This is a genomic window from Proteus sp. G2300 (genome assembly GCF_009915965.1).
GTDB classification, from domain to species: domain Bacteria; phylum Pseudomonadota; class Gammaproteobacteria; order Enterobacterales; family Enterobacteriaceae; genus Proteus; species Proteus vulgaris.
Genome location: NZ_JAABNK010000024.1, coordinates 211,461 through 229,215, shown reverse-complemented (window position 1 = coordinate 229,215; position 17,755 = coordinate 211,461). Strand labels below are relative to the sequence as shown.

Genomic DNA, 17,755 nt, shown 5'->3' with positions numbered 1-17,755 from the left:
GTATTGAATATTTTATATAAGAATATATTAATTTAAATTTGATTAGATTAAGTATCTTAAAGACGTTAATGCCAATGATTACAAAAAATAAAATAGGTTTAATAATTTACTATGCAAATTTTTATTATGCGCCACGGAGAAGCAGCTCTTGATGCTGCAAGCGACGCACTAAGACCGCTGACTCAGCGTGGAAGAAGTGAATCAATAAAAATGGCTGAATGGATGACAACGCAAGGACATGCTATCGATTATGTTTTAGTCAGTCCTTATTTACGAGCCCAACAAACATTAGAGGCTGTAAAAATAGGTTTAGCATTACCGAGTAAGATAGAAACAGATGAAGGGCTCATTCCTGGTGGTAATCCTTCGCATATTGCACATTACTTACGTGCTTTAGGGGATACGGGATATCAAAATATTCTGGTTATTTCCCATTTACCTTTAGTTGGCTATGTTGTGGCAGAACTTTGCCCTGCGGTGTGTCCCCCAATGTTTTCAACATCAACGATAGCTTGTGTTGATTTTGATTTATCGAAAGGTACGGGAGAATTGTTATGGCAAGTCCCACCTTCAACTTTAAAATAAACTAGCCCAATACGATAATTAACGCCTTATTTCACCTGTTTGGTGATTTAAGGGGTAGTGCTTGAGCCGACTGATACTTCAACGACGGATAATATCATCATTTTCGACTAATACTAATAACGCAGCATCACCCCCCCACTCTTTAGGGGCTTGATGGAACGCAATGACATCAGGGTGCTGTGCTAACCAAAGTGGTGTTTGTTGTTTTAAAATGTGTTTACCGTGTCCATGCATAATACAAGCACAATAAACGTGCTCCCTCCTACAGGCTGCAATCAAAGCGCCAATTTCTTGTTTTGCAATTAATTGTGTTAGTCCGTGTAAGTCTAGAAAAAATTCAGGGGTATAATCGCCACGACGTAGTTTTTTCAATTCATAAGCATTTGCGCCGTCTCTTAAGTAGCGCATCGGGCCTTCTGTCGCTAAATTAGGTTGAAATTCATCTGAAAAATAATATGAAGCATCAGCTTGCTCTTGTTGCAGGCGTTCAACGGCGTAGTGTGTCACTTTTTTACGTTTTGGCGAGTGAAGTATTTTATCTTGAGGTAATTTCTTGGTGCCTTTTATCATTTCCTGAAATAACTCAATTTCAGAAGGTGGCAGTAAAAATTTCTTATTCATTTTTTATGATTCTTCATAGTGTTACTGTTTTATAAAGCAATAGTACATGAAATAGTGTCAGAGATAAAAAATATAGGTTATAAATTTGGCATAAAAAAAGGCAGGGATTTACCCTGCCGAAATAGTCACATAGCTAGCAAATACAAGGTGATTAACAAGTTGCTTTGTTTAGAATATCTGGGAGCATAAAACTTTTTTATCTCTTAAGATGGAGATAAAAATACGGTAAAAAGAGATTAAAAAAGAGTCTTTAAATTATGTATTTGTTTTCAAGTGACATCATATTGAATAAAAACTTCTTAAGGCGCATTTGGGTACACAGTCAATGATTTCATGTTTTAAGTATGGTTCAATTCTGTTTTTTTGCTAATAAAGGTTAAATTAAAAGTATAAAATATCATTTTTTAATAATAGGTAGATCGTATGTTTTGCTTTTTGTTCTATGACTGAAGTTTAAAACCATTGTAGGTGTGTTTGTATAGAGTGCGGTAATAATGTTGTTATGTTTTTTTACGCTTCCCCGCTGATTTATCACCATCTTCATGGCAAACTACAGACTTTCTATTTCTTCAGAGGACAACCATTTTGGATATAACACTAAAAGAGGAAGCAGTTGCTGATTTAAGCACTATCCTAGATATGCTACGTTGGGCTATGAGTCAGTTTAATTCATCTGACATTTATTATGGTCATGGCACAGATAACGCATGGGATGAAGCATTACAGCTTGTATTACCAACTATTGCACTTCCTTTAGATATTCCAGATGCGCTGTTATCAAGCAAATTAACAACCTCTGAGAAAATGGAAATCATTACACTGATTGAAAGTCGAATTGAGGAAAAGATCCCGGTTCCCTATTTAACTCATCGTGCTTGGTTCTGCGGTCATGAATTTTATGTTGATGAACGAGTGCTTATTCCTCGTTCCCCAATTGGTGAATTAATCAATAACCATTTTGATGGTTTAATTCAGCAAGAGCCAACACGTATTCTTGATTTATGTACTGGAAGTGGTTGTATCGCTATTGCATGTGCTCATGAATTTGAAGATGCGGAAGTGGATGCGGTTGATATTTCTGTAGATGCGCTGGAAGTGGCAGAATTTAATATTGAAAACCACGGCTTAGCTCATCGTGTTTACCCAATGCAATCTGATTTATTTAACGCTATTGTTCCAACGCCTTACGATATCATTGTGACAAATCCGCCTTATGTTGATGTTGAAGATATGGACGATTTACCAGATGAATACCAAGTTGAACCAGAATTAGCGTTGGCATCAGGTATTGATGGCCTTGATATTACACGTCAAATTTTACTAAAAGCCCCTGAATATTTAAGTGAAAAAGGTATTCTTGTGTGTGAAGTGGGCAATAGCATGGTTCATCTTGTCGAACAATTCCCAGAAGTGCCGTTTACATGGCTTGAATTTGACAATGGTGGGATTGGAGTCTTTATGTTGACTCGAGAACAGCTTGTTGAACATTCACACTGTTTTTCTAGTGATAATCGTTGATGTAACAGCAATGAGACGGTAGATTGTTATTCATTACAAATAACATATTGATAACATCACACAGTAAAAAAATAGGAATAAAGGGATGGCAGGAAACAGTATCGGACAATTATTCAGAGTGACGACTTTCGGTGAGTCTCATGGTGTTGCATTAGGTTGCATTGTTGATGGTGTACCTCCTGGATTGTCTTTAACAGAAGCTGATTTACAAGTTGATTTAGATAGACGTAGGCCTGGAACTTCACGTTATACCACGCAACGTCGTGAGCCTGATCAAGTGCGTATTTTATCGGGTGTATTTAATGGCGTGACAACGGGTACAAGTATCGGCTTGTTGATTGAAAATACCGACCAACGTTCTCAAGATTACAGTGAAATTAAAGATGTTTTCCGCCCAGGGCATGCTGATTATACCTATGAACAAAAATATGGTTTGCGTGATTATCGTGGTGGTGGACGTTCTTCGGCTCGTGAAACGGCAATGCGTGTCGCCGCAGGTGCGATTGCTAAAAAATATCTAAAAGAGAAATTAGGCATCGAAGTTCGAGGATATCTTTCTCAGCTAGGACCTATTACATGTGATCTTGTTGATTGGTCTATTGTTGAAAGCAATCCATTTTTCTGTCCTGATCCTTCACGTTTAGATGCGCTTGATGAATACATGCGTGCACTTAAAAAAGAAGGTAATTCTATTGGTGCAAAAGTCACTGTGGTTGCACAGGGTGTACCTGCTGGATTTGGTGAACCTGTCTTTGATCGATTAGATGCTGATTTAGCGCATGCTTTGATGAGTATCAATGCTGTCAAAGGTATAGAAATTGGTGATGGATTTGGTGTTGTAACATTAAAAGGTACAGAAAACCGAGATGAAATCACTAAAAAGGGATTTACCAGTAATCATGCGGGGGGAATTTTAGGTGGCATTAGCAGTGGTCAGCCTATTGTTGCGCATATCGCATTAAAACCGACCTCCAGTATTACTGTTGCAGGTAAAACGATTAATCGTGATGGTGAAGAAGTTGATATGATAACCAAAGGTCGTCATGATCCTTGTGTCGGTATCCGAGCCATTCCTATCGCAGAAGCGATGATGGCAATTGTATTACTCGATCATGCATTGCGTCAGCGTGGTCAATGTGGTGATGTTGTACCACCCTTAATGCAATGGTAATCATTCTACATCAATAACGTGGTTGATAAGCTGTAGTAAGTTTGATGTTAGCTTTAAAGGTGTGAGCGCCTAATTTTATTATGCTCAGATCGTGTTGCTGTTACTCTCTTCAAAATAAATAAACGAAAGAAACAGCAATACGTCCTTTCATTTCTGATAACTCGGATAGATAAATGGATTGGCTCTTTTCAGATGGCATCTACCTTCTTCTCTTCTTTGTTGCTTTAATCGCGGGTTTTATTGATTCCATAGCAGGTGGAGGCGGATTAATTACTATTCCTGCTTTACTTTCAGTTGGTATTTCGCCAGTACAAGCGCTTGCAACTAATAAACTGCAATCTGTTGGTGGCTCATTTTCAGCAACACTCTATTTTATACGCCGTCGGGTTATTGATTTAAAATCACAACGATTTGCGATTTTTATGACATTTATTGGTGCAGTTTCTGGTGCCATGTTGGTGCAATTTATTAATCCTGACATCCTTAAACAAGCACTTCCCATTCTCACTATTGCTATTGGTCTCTATTTTCTTCTTACTCCGTCAATTGGTGCTCAAGATAGTAAGCAACGTATTGGTTACTATACATTCGGTGCAATATTAGGCGGAGGTGTGGGTTTTTATGATGGCATTTTTGGTCCGGGCACAGGCTCTTTCTTCGCTTTAGGTTATGTTACTTGGGTATAACCTATCAAAAGCGACAGCTCACGCTAAATTACTCAACTTCACTTCTAATTTTGGATCACTACTATTTTTTATTATTGGTGGACAAGTTATTTGGACTATTGGTTTAGTGATGCTTTGTGGGCAATTTATTGGTGCTCGCTTAGGTGCAAGTCTCGTTTTAACGAAAGGGCAAAAATTAATAAGACCTATGTTGGTCATTATCTCCTTTTTGATGAGTATCAAACTGATTAATGACAATCATGGCGATACTATTGCACTTTGGTTCTCTGCACTTTTTAATTAGGAATAGATGGTTTTTTAAATGTCAGCACATCATTATCAACAGTTAATTGATATCTTTAATCAATGTTTTAGCGAAAGTTTTCAAACCCGTTTAGTCAAAGGGGATGATGAGCCGATTTATTTACCTGCAAATGAAGAAATACCTTATCACCAAATTATTTTTGCTCATGGCTTTTATGCAAGTGCATTACATGAAATTTCACATTGGTGTATTGCGGGTGAAGCTCGCCGTCAACAAGTTGATTATGGTTACTGGTATTGCCCCGATGGACGGGACGAAACGACACAAGGGCAGTTTGAGAAAGTCGAAATTAAACCTCAAGCGCTAGATTGGTTATTTTGCCAAGCTGCTGGTTATCCTTTCAATGTCAGTTGTGACAATTTAGAAGGTAACTTTGAGCCCGACCGCTATGCGTTTAGAAATAAGGTCAGAGAACAAGTTCTTGCTTATTTACGTGATAAAAACACGCCACTTCGTGCTCAGCTATTTATTAATGCGTTACATTTGTTTTACAATACCCCAGAGCTAACGGAAGAGATGTTTCCTTATCAGGAAAACCCTTTAGTTAATTAAGGATTGCGAGAATAACTATCGCCTATCCACTGTGAAGGTTTTACCCGATAGGGTGGAGTCTGATGTAGTAAGGTTGCTGTATCACACGTTTTTATGTATTGATAATGCAGTGCTGATGGCGAGTACAGCAACATTATATATTGAGGATAAATAATGCTTTCTGAGTATGAAACGTACTTGTTAGATAGAATTGATAGCCGTGTTGAACATGCCACTGACGATGAATTATTTGCAGGTGGATATTTGCAAGGTCATATTACACTGGCTATTGCTGAGCTTGAGCAAGAAAACAACACACAATTAGAAGCACTAAGAACACGTGTGGAAGAGAGCATTCAAAAGGCAATAAAAGCAGGCGAGCTGTCACCACCAGATCAAGCATTAGTATTATCGACGTGGCATGATTTAGTTAACTCAATTAATTAAATTGCATATGCCTATCTAAGAGAACAACCGGTACTAATCGGTTGTTTTTTCTTTTTTAATATTTCATTAAAATAATGACTCTTAAGTTATATTTAGGATATTTGATGTTGAAAAAGGTGAGTTTTTAGACAAAGATTAATCCTCACTATTTATCAATTGTTTTTATTTGATTTTTCAAAGTCGATGTATCTCTCATTGATTAAGCATAATAGTGCTATCTTTTGTAATACCTTGCCATTTCTGTAAAATTACTTTTAAATGTTTTTTAGGAATGTTTCTCGGGATGCAAATGATTTGCATAGAATATTTATGATAAGGATAACGATACGATGAAAAATTTCTTTAAAATAGGCCTATTCACGAGTGCCGTTTTATTTTTATCTGCTTGTGATCAACTTGATTTAGATAATAAAAAAAATAAATTTTATTACAGTAACCCAAGCGAAAAAATGATCAGCTTTAGTGTTGATGGTAAAGAATATCAGGTTGAACCAGGTAAAAATGGTTACATAACGCTATCACCTGGTGAGCATAATTTAAAAGACAGTGCCGGAAATGATGCCAAATTTATGGTTTATGACAATAATAATGGTGGCATATTAAATCCTGATAATTTTATGTATTACACCCTTTCTGAAGTGTATGCCGTAAAGGGAAAAACAGATCAATTTAAACCTGTTGATTACCCTGTGATTATCAATGGCTACGAATTTGAACTTCCCGTACGTAGCACTAATGCCACGTTAATTGATGGTAATAACTTTCAGTGCACTTATGCTTTAGGCGAGCCATTTCCTAATGAAATTCGTACTCGCAACAAAAATAATGATGGTGGCATAAAAAATAAATGCTTTGATAAACCTGAATTTATTAAATATATTTCAGCAGAATACAATAAAGATTTAGAACCATTTACACAAGAAGATGAATATAACGATTCTGTTAATCTTAATTTAGACTATATGTTACCGACAGCAGAATTTACTGATCCTGATATTCAAGCTGAAGCAGAAGAACTTGTATCACTATTAAATCAAATTCAAAAAAGTGAAGATCCAAAGATCCATAATATATTAAAAGATAAGCTTTATAAGGCGACACTTGCTGTTTCACGTGCGAATAGTAACCGAGCTGTGAAAGATTCAGTGGAAGACAATAAATACTATAATCGTTTTATTGAAGAGAGTAGAAAGTTTCAATCTTATGGTATTTTACCGAAAGATTAAAATAGCCGAAAAAGAAGTTATCAATTTAATGTTAATGTAAGCCATCCAATAGGATGGCTTTTTAATAAGTTTAACTATCAAAGTATTAAAGTACAGAACTGGAAATAGATATGACAATCACACAAAATAAAATAAAAAATAACGCTATTACACTTCGTCAAACTCAAATTGATGATGCCATTAAATTACCTGTCATTGAGCAATCAGCAGGGCAACTTTTTAGCACATTAGAAGACTTAAAGTGGATCAGTGAAAGTGATGTCCAAGGGGTTGAAACACATCTAGAATTTATTAACCAACATGATCATTGGGTCGCGGTTAATCATGACAATGAACCTGTGGGATTTATTATGACGCAAACATTGCCTGATAGTTTATTTATTCATGAACTTTCTGTCAGTCAAGATTGGCAAAATAACGGAATTGGTAAATTACTTATTCAGAAAGTAAAAGATGAAGCAAAAGCACGTAAATTTGATGCTGTTACACTGACAACGTTTCGTCATGTTCCTTGGAATGCACCGTATTATCAACGCTTAGGTTTTTCTATTTTACCAGAGAACGAAGTTCCACACTCTTTGCAAGAAATTTTAGATCATGAAGTCGATAAAGGGGGGGTTGTGAAAGAAACTCGCTGTGCAATGAAATGTAAGATTTATTAGGTTATAACATTAAAAATAATAACGTTAAAAAAAGTAAGCTAAGCAACCTAGAATGGTTGCTTAGACGCCAACTGGATATGCTACTTTTTGACTTCAATTGCTTTTCCACGTAGTAATGGCCTTACCCAAAAACGATTAGGGTGTAAGGCATTCAACACACTATCTTCAACCGGAAAGGGTTCATCAAAAATTTGGCTTGCGAGAATTTCGGCTGATAACGGTGCTGAACATAATCCACGAGAGCCTAATGCGCTGAGAATATAAAGTTGATGATAAGCTGGCGCTAAAACGGGTATTTGTCTTCTACGCTTAAACCTATCTAAATGAGTGTACGCTAGTAGCAAGTTTTCAAAGTCAGGAACTTCACCTAATAGTGGCAGATGATCGCGTATCGTACAACGAATACCTACTCGTGCATTGTTTTGGCTAAAATCAACATCAAAGCACCAAGGTGTTTTGGCTAAACAGTGAGTAAGATGGTATTGATTGTCTTCTTGCTCCTCACTGGAAACCGTCAGGTCTAACCTATCTCGGCGAAAGCTTGCGCCAACACAATGCAAATTATCTTGATGATCAACAGGTGTAAAATAGCCATCATAACAAAGTACGGTTTTTAGCTTTGATAATGTCTTTGTTGTTGGTATATGGCTAACTTGGCCTCTGACAGCGCTAATAGGTAACTTAGCACTTTGAGAAAAGTCAGTAATTCGATGCCCATTCGCCAATATAACGCAATCATGTTGTGATTGAACTTGTGTGACTTGATTTTCATTCTGATGAACGATATCTAAGCACCAAAATGCACCTTGTACATTTATTTGTGTGACTTGATGATTAAATTGCAGTATTAACCCTAATTGCTGAGCATATTTTAGTGCTTGAGTGGTTAATTCAGTGGGAGAAAGCCAACCTGCTTGCGGATAAAAAAGCCCCTCGTAATTAATATCTAATCCGCACAGGGTGTTTATCTCATCTTGAGAACAGTAACGAGCTATTTCGTGAAAAGATACAGAATGATTAATGATCCGTTCTGCCTTTTTTCGCACTCTATCATTATAAATAAGCTGAGCAACACCCGACCATTGATGAGAAAACATAATGCCAGCTTGACGTAGATTGTCATAAGTACGTCGAGCAAATAAGAATGCGGTTGTAAAAAATTGCTCTATTTCGTCTGACTTACCATTTAACAAAGGATATAACACCCCTTGTCGATTACCTGATGCATTTGTTGCGGGCTGTTTATCTTCACAATATAAGGTGACTTTAGCGCCTCTTCTTAAGCAAGAAAGTGCGATAAAGGTACTGGCAATACCGCCGCCTATAATAGCGATATCTTGTGCTTGTGTTGCATGAGGCCGTGCATAATAAGGTAGATATTCGGGAGAGGGAGAATGAGGGAATACACCTGTCAGCATCTCTCTTTTTTGCCCAAATCCTTTGATCTTTTTTATTTCAAATCCAACACGTTGCAAGCCTCTCTTTACAATGCCAGCTGCAGTAAATGTCGAAAATGTCCCATTTTCTCTCATTGAATCTGCCATGGATTGAAAGAGCGTTTCACTCCACATTTGTGGATTTTTAGAAGGGGCAAAGCCATCGAGAAACCATGCATCTACTTTATTGTGCAGTGCTTGGCGAGTTTGTGGTAATAATGTATTGATATCACCGAACCATAAGTCTAGTGTAATTGCCCCATCTGCGAGAATAATGCGGTGACAGCCTGCGAGAGGTAACGGCCATTGAGCACAAAGTGCTTTTGAATATTTTTCAAGTTCAGGCCAATTGCAATGTGCGGATTGTAAATCATTTTTTGTGAGAGGGAATTTTTCAAAGCTGACATAGTGAAGACGCTTTAAACGCGCGTTGGGTGATGTTTGCTTAAATTGTTCAAATGCTTGCCACAGGGTTAAAAAATTAAGCCCAGTACCAAACCCTGTTTCTGCAATAACACATTCAGAGCGTACATGTGTACCAAAACGTAATGGAAAGTGATTTCCATGTAAGAATACGTGTCGCGTTTCTTCTAGACCATCTTGGTTTGAAAAGTAAATATCGCCAAATTGTTCTGAGATAGGGGTGCCAAGTTCATTCCAACTTAAAGATGCGGTATTTATTGGGCTATTATTCACGGAACTGCCTGTATTTCTGTAAAAAATTATCTAATATCTTAGCGCTGTTAGGAAGGTTGTGCCAGCCTTTAAGGGGAAAGTGTTTTATCAGCTTATCTGCATTTTTGTAAAAAAGATCCTGATCGGACTTGTTCGGCGTACAACTGTACGCTAAAGTGCTACTCAGAAATCCCGCAGCTACAACAATTATTGTAAAGAGGTATGAATGAAGCGCGCAGTGATCACGGGTCTGGGTATTGTTTCGAGCATTGGTAATAACCAGAAAGAAGTGCTGGATTCTTTAAAGGAAGGCCGTTCCGGGATAACTTTCTCAGAAGAATTTAAAGAGATGGGGCTTCGTAGCCACATTTGGGGCAACGTTAAGCTTGATACTGAAGGTCTTATTGACCGTAAAATCCGCCGTTTTATGAGCGACGCATCGGTTTATGCCTATTTATCTATGCAAGAAGCGATAGCTGATTCAGGTCTGAGTGAAGACCAAGTTTCTAATATTCGTTCTGGTTTAGTCGTAGGATCTGGTGGTGGTTCCCCACGTAATCAGGTTCAAGGTTCTGATGGTATGAGAGCAAAAGGTCTACGTGGTGTAGGTCCTTATATGGTAACTCGAGCAATGGCATCAGGTGTTTCAGCGTGTTTAGCCACACCGTTTAAAATTAAAGGCGTTAACTACTCAATCAGTTCTGCTTGTTCTACATCAGCACACTGTATTGGCCACGCTGTTGAGCTTATCCAATTAGGCAAACAAGACGTTGTATTTGCTGGTGGTGGCGAAGAATTAAGTTGGGAAATGACCTGCGAATTTGACGCAATGGGCGCACTTTCAACGAAATATAACGAAACACCAAGTAAAGCTTCCCGTACTTACGATAAAAACCGTGATGGTTTTGTTATCGCTGGTGGTGGTGGCATTGTGGTTGTTGAAGAATTAGAACATGCATTAGCGCGTGGCGCACATATTTATGCTGAAATTGTGGGCTATGGTGCCACTTCTGATGGTGCAGATATGGTTGCACCTTCCGGTGAAGGGGCTGTGCGTTGTATGCAAATGGCAATGCAAGATGTTGAGAAAGTTGATTACATCAATACACATGGTACTTCAACGCCAGTGGGTGATTTAAAAGAACTTGAAGCTATCACTGAAGTATTTGGCACACACACTCCTGCCATTTCAGCAACGAAGGCCATGACTGGTCACTCATTAGGTGCTGCTGGTGTACATGAAGCAATTTATAGTCTATTAATGCTAGAACACGGTTTTATTGCACCAAGTATTAATATTGAAGAATTAGACGATAAAGCACTGGGTATGAATATTATTACTCAGCCAACAGAACAAAAGTTAAACACAGTTATGTCAAATAGCTTTGGTTTTGGTGGTACGAATGCATCATTAGTAATGAGTAAATATAAAAACTAGTTACTAATACTTATTTTCTTATATAAAAAAGGCAGGCTTCATTTTAATGGAGACTGCTTTTTATTTTAAATCCAATATATAAAATAAATTATTATTCTAATAAAGATATCTTTCGAATAAAAAATATTTAAAAAAGATTATATAAATAATTTTTTAAAATACCTATCTTAATAGTTACTGATTTTATTATTCTAATAAAATAGACGGTTTTTTATAACTAATTGTTTTTATTATAAAGTAAATTCAAGTGTGTTTTATTTCAATCGTTTAATTTAATTGTAACTAAAATCATTAAATGTTTTGTTTTATATAGAGTTAGGTTAATAGAAAGGGCCAATAGGACAAAAAGAGCGGTAAAAAATTGATCTGGATTATTTTATTACAAATAAGTAGGAGCTATTTAATATAAAAGTTGGTAATGTTTGTCACGGATACTTGTATTACTTTATATTTTATACTTTGATTTCTTATGTTAGTTTTATTCATTAAATCTAATATCATGAATGTGACCGGCTAAAAGTTTAGCCGGCATTTTTTTATTATCGTCTTTTGGACATTGACTCACATCTCCTGATGACAATCTGCTTTTTTCGTTGCAGATTGACGTCGGAAATTCAGCGGTGTTCTAAGTTGTTGAACTAAAAGCACACCCAGTAACACAATACCACCACCGACTAAATGATAGCTGTGCATTTCTTCACCAAGAAGTGCGATGGCAATCATTGCGGTAAATAATGGCATCAAGTTCATAAAAATAGAGGTTGTATTCGCACCTAATTTCATCACACCTAAGATCCACAAATAAGGTGCAAGAATAGAAGCGCCAATACCTGCAAAAATGACTAACCCAACATTATCTTTCGATAATGCTACGCTTTCGGCAAGAAAGAAGTTTGGTAATAATAACAGAACACCAAACCCAATTTGAACATAAAGTGATTGCCAATTAGGTAGCGTGATTGACCATCGTTTTGTTAAAACGCCATAGAGTGCGTATGATGCTGATGCAATAAACATCATTAGCTCGCCATAGCCCAATCCTTGAGAGAGTAGATGAGAGGGTTCGCCACGGCTAATTAGCCAGACCAGACCACTAATTGAAAGTACTGTACCTAGCACTATCCCAACAGTAGGCACTACTCGTAAAACAAAAATACTGATAATTACAGTCAGTAATGGGATCAGCGAATTTAAAATACCCATAAATGTGGCGCTAACATAATGTGCAGCATAATAAGCTAGACTTTGGTACATCACCATTCCTAATGCACCAAGAATAAATAATTTCCACCAGTATTGTTTGACGATTTTACGATGATGCCAAACCGGCATGATCAAAAAAGGCGTCATGATTAAAAAGGCGAGAAACCAACGATAAAAAGAGATAGCCGCAGGATCGATAACAGACGCAGCAGCTTTATTGACGACGGCATTAATGGACCAGATCAGTACCGCTAAGAGCGGAAAAATTGCATTCTTCATTGTTCTCATATCTATTTTTAAACCAGATCGCTATTGTAAGCCTGTCTGATTAGATATATATAATGAAAACCAGACAACAGATAGGTCAATAAAGACAACATGACATGAGAACAACATAAAGATGACAATTGAACAACAAAAAATACAAGGGTTATTGTCTGATCCAGATACGGTTCGATTTCGTGATGAGCAATTATTAGCAGAAACGGAGTTTGTTTATCATCAACATGATTTTGGTCAGTTACTTTATGTGATTTCAGGTGTTATGGATTTAGAAGCGGGAGGACAGCGATTCTTAGCACCCCCTGAATTTAGTGTGTGGATCCCTAAAAATGTAGGGCATGCTAGTTATAATAAAAAAACACTTTCTTTTAAAGTCCTAGATATTGCACCTAATTGGTGTGAAGGATTGTTGGATAAACCGTGTTTAATTCAATTAAGTGCTATTTTTTCAACTATATTTTCTGATTTTTTTTATCGCGGTATCTGTAAACCCCAAACAGAAGAAGATTTTCGATTAGCACAAGTGTTAATTGATCAACTTAAAGTGTCGCCGATCCATCACACTTATTTACCTTCATCTAAAGATAAATTATTGGCGCCTATATTATCTATTTTAGAACAAAATCCAGCTGATAATACATCATTAGAGCAATGGGCTAAAAAACGTTATACCTCAGAAAGAACACTATCCCGACGTTGTCAGCAAGAATTAGGTATGTCTTTTAGCGAATGGCGTAAGCGCTTGCGCTTTTTACATGCGATTTCTTTATTAGAACAAGGGAAAAGTGTGAATGAAATTGCCTTCGATGTGGGTTATAGCTCTTCGTCTTCATTTATTGCAATGTTTCAACAATTTGCGGGTACGACGCCAGAGCGTTTTCGTCGATTACCTAGTTGTTAAATCTTCTTTTCATATATTTACTTAAAATCTAGGCAGATTTTACTGTCAATAATAGGCTTTGTTGTTAATAAGTGGCAAAATAGACCGCTTAATTTTATTTTTCGATAGATTGTTGACACACATAAATACCAAATCAGTGAGATAACACAGTGAAAATTCTGGTTGATGAAAACATGCCTTATGCGGAACAGCTTTTCCGCCAATTAGGTGAGGTAAAAGCGGTTTCTGGTCGTCCTTTACCTATTGATGAACTTAATGATTCTGATGCCTTAATGGTGAGATCAATTACTAAAGTCAATGAGTCCTTATTATCAGGCAAGCCAGTGAAATTTGTTGGAACGGCAACGGCAGGTTTTGATCATGTGGATATTGCATGGCTGGAGCAACAACAAATTGGTTTTTCATCAGCGCCAGGTTGTAATGCTATTGCTGTTGTTGAGTATGTTTTTTCTGCACTCATGATGTTTGCAGAGCAAGACGGCTTTCAATTAACTGATAAAGTCGTTGGTATTGTGGGGGTGGGAAATGTAGGCGGGCGGTTAGCAACACGCTTACGTGCATTGGGGGTGGCTGTGTTACTTTGCGATCCACCTAGAGCAGATAATGGTGATAATGAAGAATTCCATTCATTGGAAACGCTACTAGAAAAAGCAGATATTCTGACTTTTCATACACCTCTTAATAAATCAGGTCCATACAAAAGTTATCATTTAATTAACGAGAGCAACCTTAAAGAATTACCAGAAGGGCGTATTTTAATTAATGCAAGCCGTGGTGAAGTGGTTGATAATAAAGCATTATTATCAATTCTTGACAAAGGTAAATCCTTACGTGTGGTTTTAGATGTCTGGGAGCCAGAGCCTGATCTTTCTATTGAATTATTAAATAAAGTCGATATAGGCACTCCACATATTGCGGGTTATACCTTAGAGGGTAAAGCACGTGGTACAACACAAGTATTTGAAGCTTATTGTGGTTTTATTGGACAGCCTCAACAAGTTGAATTATCAACTTTGTTGCCAGCGCCGACTATCTCAACCATTTCAGTGCAAGGTGAGCTAACACAAACGTTATTAAAACAACTCATCCACCTTGTTTATGATGTGCGTCGTGATGATGCATCATTACGAAAAGTGGCAGGCGTAAAAGGAGAGTTTGATAAATTACGCAAACTTTATCCTGTACGCCGAGAATGGTCTTCACTGCATGTGATTTGTGATAACCAAACCACAGCCAATACATTAAATGCGATTGGTTTTAGTGCGACACACAAATAAAGCACAACATTATTTTAAAAATTTTACGGTATTGGAGGATATCTTATGGGAGAAGGTTGGAATATTGCTGTTGTGGGTGCAACAGGCGCTGTTGGTGAGGCAATTTTAGAGCTGTTACAAGAGCGTGAATTTCCCATTGGCGAACTGACGGCAATTGCGAGTGAAGACAGCATTGGAAAATCTGTGCGTGTAAACAGCAAAAGTGTTGCTGTTCAAGGTATTCACAATATCGATTGGGCAGATATTCAATTAGCTTTCTTTGCTGCCCCTACTGAAATTAGTGCGCAATATGCACAACAAGCCGCAGATGCAGGCTGTATTATTATTGATTGTAGTGGCATTTTTGCAATGGATTGGGATGTACCGTTGGTTGTTCCTGGTGTGAACAGCGCAATGCTAGCAGAATATCGCACCCGTAATATTGTCTCCATTGCAGATAGCATGGTCAGCCAATTGTTACGAGCGATTAATCCATTAACAGAAGCTGCTGGTTTGACACGTCTTAGTGTGACTAATTTAATGTCTGTCTCCCGTTTAGGAAAACAAGCTGTTGATGAACTTGCTGGACAAAGTGCTCGTTTGCTTAATGGGATCCCACCTGAATTAGGTCGTTTTAATAAGCAACTGGCTTTTAATATTTTACCTCTCATGGTTGATGACGAAGGTTCAGTACAAGAAGAGCGTCGTATGGTTGACCAAATTCGTAAGATTTTACAAGACGAAGGCCTTCCAATTTCTGTGACAACATTACAGGCGCCTGTTTTCTATGGTAATGCACAATCAGTGCAATTAGAAACATCACGCCCAATGGGCAGTGATGAAGCGCGTGAAACATTACAAGAAAATGAAGATCTGAGCATTAGTGAAGAAAATGATTTCCCAACACAAGTCACCGATGCTTCGGGGAATGTGAACCTAAATTTAGGTTGCTTCCGCAATGATTATGGTATGCCAGAAGCATTACAATTTTGGTCAGTAGCAGATAATGTACGCTTTGGTGGAGCATTAATGGCTGTTGAAGTAGCAGAACAATTAATGCAGGAGCAGTTTTACTAATGAATGCGTCAGTGAGTGCTGAAGTTGCAGAACAATCCTTGACTGAGTCAACGGTTCTTTCTGGAAGCACAACAATCAAAATCGCGTTAGGCGTTGAATATGATGGTAGCCACTATTATGGCTGGCAACGCCAAAATGAAGTACGTAGTGTACAAGAACGATTAGAAAAAGCGCTTTCACAGGTGGCTAATGAACCTATATCGGTTTTTTGTGCAGGAAGAACTGATGCTGGTGTACATGCGACAGGGCAAGTTGTTCATTTTGAAACAACGGCACACCGCAAAGATCCGGCATGGACAATGGGCGTTAATACGCATTTACCTGCGGATATTGCAGTCCGTTGGGTAAAAACGGTGTCTGATGATTTTCATGCGCGTTTTAGTGCAACGGCAAGGCGTTATCGTTATGTGATTTTTAATCATCGTTACCGTCCTGCTATTTTGTCATCTGGAGTGACACATTTTCATTACCCTTTAGATGCTGAACGTATGCATCAAGCCGCGCAATGTTTATTGGGTGAAAATGACTTTACCTCTTTTAGAGCCGTTCAATGTCAATCACGAACGCCATGGCGTAACGTTATGCATGTTAACGTTTCTCGATATGGTGATTATGTTGTGGTGGATATTAAAGCGAATGCTTTTGTACACCATATGGTGCGAAATATTGTCGGTAGCCTTTTAGAAATAGGGTGTGGCAACCAGGATATTACTTGGATGGCTGAACTATTAGCCTTAAAAGACAGAACCAAAGCTGCGGCAACAGCGAAAGCGAATGGTTTGTATTTGGTGTCCGTAGATTATCCTGAACATTTTGAATTACCAAAACCTGCAATGGGCCCACTATTTTTAGCGGATAACCCTATTGAGATATCTCAATCATAAAAACACCCAGTACTCTGAGGATTTATGGAAATATTAACGCAATTTGTTGATTTAATAAAATTTCTAATTGATTTCATTTTACATATTGATGCACATTTAGCAGAGCTTGTTGCTCAATATGGTACGTGGGTCTATGCCATTTTGTTTCTGATTGTTTTTTGTGAAACGGGGCTGGTGGTAACGCCATTTTTACCTGGTGATTCGTTGCTGTTTGTTGCAGGTGCTTTGGCTGCTTTAGATACCAATGATGTGAATGTCCATATTATGGTTTTACTGTTGCTTTGTGCTGCGATTTTAGGTGATGCAGTAAATTATTCTATTGGACGACTTTTTGGCGAAAAGCTATTTAGTAAACCGAATTCACGTATTTTCCGCCGTGAATATCTGGATAAAACCCATGCTTTTTATGAAAAACATGGTGGTAAAGCGATTATTTTGGCAAGATTTGTGCCGATTATCCGAACTTTTGCGCCATTCGTTGCAGGAATGGGAAAAATGTCATATCGTCATTTTGCCTTTTATAATGTAACTGGGGCAATTGCATGGGTACTGCTATTTACTTATGCTGGCTACTTTTTTGGTGACTTAGATATAGTTCAAAAGAACTTAAAATTGCTAATTGTTGCCATTATTGTTATTTCTATTTTACCGGGCGTCATTGAGATCATGCGCCATCGTAGAGCGAGCGCAAAAGCGAAGAAAGAAAGTGATAACAAAGAGGTTTGAGCAGTTATCATCGGTTTTTGCCGTAGAATAGCCATAATAAAGAGATGCGCTGAAATTCAGTAAGCGGTATCATCATAAACTTTGCTAACCACACAGCCAGTGCATTGTGGTTGATACGCTCACAAT

General features: G+C 37.7%; 16 protein-coding genes and 1 pseudogene. 14 read left to right on the top strand and 3 right to left on the bottom strand.

The genetic code is table 11. The annotated features are described in order from the left end of the window. The first annotated feature begins 111 nt into the window (after positions 1-111). On the top strand, positions 112-585 hold the full coding sequence (gene sixA, locus GWI97_RS15500; RefSeq protein ID WP_115370752.1) for a phosphohistidine phosphatase SixA: 474 nt from the start codon (positions 112-114) through the stop codon (positions 583-585). A 78-nt stretch (positions 586-663) separates the two neighbouring features. On the opposite strand, the gene smrB is transcribed toward sixA, so the two are convergent. After that, positions 664-1,206 carry an endonuclease SmrB gene (gene smrB / locus GWI97_RS15495; protein ID WP_036935497.1) on the bottom strand — a complete coding sequence of 181 codons (543 nt, stop codon included), beginning with the start codon at positions 1,204-1,206 and terminating at the stop codon, positions 664-666. Between the two features lie 585 nt (positions 1,207-1,791). On the opposite strand from smrB, the gene prmB reads away from it, so the two are divergent. The 7 genes and pseudogenes from prmB (at position 1,792) to GWI97_RS15460 (ending at position 7,751) form a co-directional block, all read left to right on the top strand. Then, positions 1,792-2,724: a 50S ribosomal protein L3 N(5)-glutamine methyltransferase gene (gene prmB, locus GWI97_RS15490; protein ID WP_036935499.1), complete on the top strand. Its 933-nt coding sequence runs from the start codon at positions 1,792-1,794 to the stop codon at positions 2,722-2,724. 85 nt (positions 2,725-2,809) lie between these two features. Then, on the top strand, positions 2,810-3,895 hold the full coding sequence (gene aroC, locus GWI97_RS15485) for a chorismate synthase (RefSeq protein WP_036935501.1): 1,086 nt from the start codon (positions 2,810-2,812) through the stop codon (positions 3,893-3,895). A gap of 173 nt (positions 3,896-4,068) precedes the next feature. Next, positions 4,069-4,864 (top strand): annotated as a pseudogene (locus GWI97_RS15480) (sulfite exporter TauE/SafE family protein). Between the two features lie 18 nt (positions 4,865-4,882). After that, a complete protein-coding gene (locus GWI97_RS15475; RefSeq protein WP_036935505.1) occupies positions 4,883-5,437 on the top strand; it encodes an elongation factor P hydroxylase in 555 nt (184 codons plus the stop codon). Positions 5,438-5,590: 153 nt separating this feature from the next. Next, positions 5,591-5,863, top strand: coding sequence for a YfcL family protein (locus GWI97_RS15470; protein ID WP_036935508.1), 273 nt, complete (start codon positions 5,591-5,593; stop codon positions 5,861-5,863). 329 nt (positions 5,864-6,192) lie between these two features. Continuing rightward, entirely contained in the window at positions 6,193-7,089 is an 897-nt protein-coding gene (locus GWI97_RS15465) for a hypothetical protein (RefSeq protein WP_087802110.1), read from the top strand. Positions 7,090-7,199: 110 nt separating this feature from the next. Further along, the gene (locus GWI97_RS15460; protein ID WP_161752131.1) at positions 7,200-7,751 is read left to right on the top strand and encodes a GNAT family N-acetyltransferase; all 552 of its coding nucleotides are present in this window, start codon (positions 7,200-7,202) and stop codon (positions 7,749-7,751) included. Positions 7,752-7,831: 80 nt separating this feature from the next. Here the strand turns inward: GWI97_RS15460 and mnmC are convergent, their stop codons facing one another. After that, positions 7,832-9,883 carry a bifunctional tRNA (5-methylaminomethyl-2-thiouridine)(34)-methyltransferase MnmD/FAD-dependent 5-carboxymethylaminomethyl-2-thiouridine(34) oxidoreductase MnmC gene (mnmC, locus tag GWI97_RS15455; RefSeq protein ID WP_036935513.1) on the bottom strand — a complete coding sequence of 684 codons (2,052 nt, stop codon included), beginning with the start codon at positions 9,881-9,883 and terminating at the stop codon, positions 7,832-7,834. A gap of 205 nt (positions 9,884-10,088) precedes the next feature. Between mnmC and fabB the strand changes: the two genes are divergently transcribed. Then, complete coding sequence (fabB, locus tag GWI97_RS15450; RefSeq protein WP_036935515.1) at positions 10,089-11,300, top strand: beta-ketoacyl-ACP synthase I; 1,212 nt, start codon at positions 10,089-10,091, stop codon at positions 11,298-11,300. 561 nt (positions 11,301-11,861) lie between these two features. Here fabB and GWI97_RS15445 read toward each other — a convergent pair. After that, entirely contained in the window at positions 11,862-12,782 is a 921-nt protein-coding gene (locus GWI97_RS15445) for a DMT family transporter (protein WP_087802111.1), read from the bottom strand. A 121-nt stretch (positions 12,783-12,903) separates the two neighbouring features. Between GWI97_RS15445 and GWI97_RS15440 the strand changes: the two genes are divergently transcribed. The 5 genes from GWI97_RS15440 to GWI97_RS15420 all read left to right on the top strand — a co-directional run bounded on the left by GWI97_RS15440 (position 12,904) and on the right by GWI97_RS15420 (position 17,629). Next, positions 12,904-13,686, top strand: coding sequence for an AraC family transcriptional regulator (locus GWI97_RS15440; RefSeq protein WP_087802112.1), 783 nt, complete (start codon positions 12,904-12,906; stop codon positions 13,684-13,686). Positions 13,687-13,835: 149 nt separating this feature from the next. Then, positions 13,836-14,963 (top strand): 4-phosphoerythronate dehydrogenase PdxB, encoded by a 1,128-nt coding sequence (gene pdxB / locus GWI97_RS15435; RefSeq protein ID WP_036935519.1) that lies wholly within the window; start codon positions 13,836-13,838, stop codon positions 14,961-14,963. A gap of 45 nt (positions 14,964-15,008) precedes the next feature. Beyond that, entirely contained in the window at positions 15,009-16,019 is a 1,011-nt protein-coding gene (locus tag GWI97_RS15430) for an aspartate-semialdehyde dehydrogenase (protein WP_036935521.1), read from the top strand. Further along, positions 16,019-16,903: a tRNA pseudouridine(38-40) synthase TruA gene (gene truA / locus GWI97_RS15425; RefSeq protein ID WP_036935523.1), complete on the top strand. Its 885-nt coding sequence runs from the start codon at positions 16,019-16,021 to the stop codon at positions 16,901-16,903. Before GWI97_RS15430 ends, truA begins: the two co-directional genes overlap by 1 nt. 24 nt (positions 16,904-16,927) lie before the next feature. Next, complete coding sequence (locus GWI97_RS15420) at positions 16,928-17,629, top strand: DedA family protein (protein ID WP_036935525.1); 702 nt, start codon at positions 16,928-16,930, stop codon at positions 17,627-17,629. Positions 17,630-17,755: the final 126 nt, after the last annotated feature.

Excerpts from the sequence above, each read along its gene's own strand:
- sixA (WP_115370752.1), top strand. The coding sequence starts at position 112 with ATGCAAATTTTTATTATGCGCCACGGAGAAGCAGCTCTTGATGCTGCA.
- smrB (WP_036935497.1), bottom strand. The coding sequence starts at position 1,206 with ATGAATAAGAAATTTTTACTGCCACCTTCTGAAATTGAGTTATTTCAG.
- aroC (WP_036935501.1), top strand. The coding sequence starts at position 2,810 with ATGGCAGGAAACAGTATCGGACAATTATTCAGAGTGACGACTTTCGGT.
- GWI97_RS15475 (WP_036935505.1), top strand. The coding sequence starts at position 4,883 with ATGTCAGCACATCATTATCAACAGTTAATTGATATCTTTAATCAATGT.
- GWI97_RS15470 (WP_036935508.1), top strand. The coding sequence starts at position 5,591 with ATGCTTTCTGAGTATGAAACGTACTTGTTAGATAGAATTGATAGCCGT.
- GWI97_RS15465 (WP_087802110.1), top strand. The coding sequence starts at position 6,193 with ATGAAAAATTTCTTTAAAATAGGCCTATTCACGAGTGCCGTTTTATTT.
- GWI97_RS15460 (WP_161752131.1), top strand. The coding sequence starts at position 7,200 with ATGACAATCACACAAAATAAAATAAAAAATAACGCTATTACACTTCGT.
- fabB (WP_036935515.1), top strand. The coding sequence starts at position 10,089 with ATGAAGCGCGCAGTGATCACGGGTCTGGGTATTGTTTCGAGCATTGGT.
- GWI97_RS15445 (WP_087802111.1), bottom strand. The coding sequence starts at position 12,782 with ATGAAGAATGCAATTTTTCCGCTCTTAGCGGTACTGATCTGGTCCATT.
- GWI97_RS15440 (WP_087802112.1), top strand. The coding sequence starts at position 12,904 with ATGACAATTGAACAACAAAAAATACAAGGGTTATTGTCTGATCCAGAT.
- GWI97_RS15430 (WP_036935521.1), top strand. The coding sequence starts at position 15,009 with ATGGGAGAAGGTTGGAATATTGCTGTTGTGGGTGCAACAGGCGCTGTT.
- truA (WP_036935523.1), top strand. The coding sequence starts at position 16,019 with ATGAATGCGTCAGTGAGTGCTGAAGTTGCAGAACAATCCTTGACTGAG.
- GWI97_RS15420 (WP_036935525.1), top strand. The coding sequence starts at position 16,928 with ATGGAAATATTAACGCAATTTGTTGATTTAATAAAATTTCTAATTGAT.